Source organism: Roseateles sp. P5_E11, assembly GCF_054049355.1.
This window is the reverse complement of sequence record NZ_JBFUMO010000911.1, coordinates 1-1,601: the sequence shown is the minus strand read 5'-3', so window position 1 is coordinate 1,601 and position 1,601 is coordinate 1. Positions and strand designations below refer to the sequence as shown.

Sequence of the window (1,601 nt, the reverse complement as noted above, 5' to 3'; positions counted from 1 at the left end):
GCAGTCCTCTGCCAGGGGATTTGATCGGACGTTGTGGCGAGGACCACGTCACCAACACAGCCTGCGAATTGGTAGCCCAGTTCGGCGTGTTGCTTGCGAATCTCGAAGTAGGGCTCACGAACCTGCAGACTGCACCTCTGGTCGTCGTTGTCGGTGACCATGCACCGCCGTTCGTCGCCATCGCGAGCCAGCAAGCGTTTGCGCCTGCCCGTGTGCCGCTCTTCGTCCTCAGGCCACGCGATGCCGTTGATGCGCATTGAGTAACAGTATGAAGTTGTGGCGAAAGCCGCATCGCGTCCATTTCTGTGTCTCGTGTTGGCAACGCAGCCGTACGGCGGCCTCGTTATGGGAGGCGGCCCGCGTAGCATTCAAGACGCGCTGAATTGCTGGAGCGGCTAGCTAAGCGCGTAACCGCGATCAGGGTGTTTACCCGCACGGCTATCGTTTCGTTGACAGGCGCTTAAAAGCGTGGTCTAGAATGTTTCGGCGTGCAATTTAGTACACGTGTGATTCGCGAATCATTACTCTCTCTTTCCATAACCTTTGTGGAGTTCACCGAATGAAAAAATATGTGTTGAAGGCGACCGCTCTGGCGATCGGTGCGCTGGTTGGGGGTTCGGCGTTCGCCGCCATCACTTCCACCATCGATCTTGACGCCAATACCGGCGCTCAGACCTATGCCAAGGAGCTGACGTACGCAGCGCTGACTGGTGGTGCGAACAAGCTGAACACGACGAACCAGCTTGGCTTCGGCGTTTCGACTGGCCAAACGCGCTACATCCGCTTTGACCTGACCAATGCCAAGTTCACTGCTTCGTCTCTGGCGGCTGCTCCGGTCATCGGTACCGACATCGACGTCGGCGGCGGTGGCATTTCCGGCGCTTCGCTCGTTCAGGGCGGTGGCGTTGGTCAAGCATTCGCTGTCTATCAGATCACCGCTGGTTCCGACCTGTCGGCCTCTGCTGCTGTCAAGCTGAAGATTGCAGAACTGAACGTGACCGCCACGACCGCTTCTGTGCAGATCAAGTACTCGCTGCACGAAACGGCAACTTCCGCTCAAGGCACGACCGCGTCCAACACGGCCCTGCTGTCGAGCGTGTCTGCTGACGCCGCCCAGTTCAGCACCGGCCTGCAATACACGGTCGACTCCACGCCGACAACGACGGCTGACGTGGAAACGTCGTTCAAGAAGTTCAAGACGGGTGGTGGCTACGTTGCTATTGACCAAGCCAAGATTGGCACCCTGACCGTGGACAAGACGGCCGTCAAGAAGGGTGATGGCACTGCTGTTGCTTTCGCGGACCTGGTGGCTGCTGGCACGAAGATCGTTCTTACCGGCGATTTCTCGATCCGCGCAGGTGCCAATGACGCTGCCAAGAAGACCAGCGTGTACCTGGACTCCGATGGTGACTGCTCGACCGGTTCCGGCTCGCAGATCAATTCGAACACCGTGYCCTCGGGCACCGGTGCCGAATTCGTGATCAACACGACCGCACAGGCTGGCGCCGCGGTTTGCTACGTGGTTGATGGCACTAGCCAGATCCCCTCGGCCGGCCCGTACAAGGCTCAAGTGGTCGTTGTTGCTGCCGCCAGCACGACGT

General features: G+C 59.1%; 2 protein-coding genes. Both read left to right on the top strand.

The annotated features are described in order from the left end of the window. The coding region (locus tag ACXJKR_RS32015; protein WP_457326284.1) for a hypothetical protein at positions 1-260 on the top strand (260 nt) is incomplete at its 5' end. 299 nt (positions 261-559) lie between these two features. Continuing rightward, positions 560-1,601, top strand: a 1,042-nt coding sequence (locus ACXJKR_RS32010; RefSeq protein WP_457326283.1) for a hypothetical protein, incomplete at its 3' end; no start/stop codon positions are given.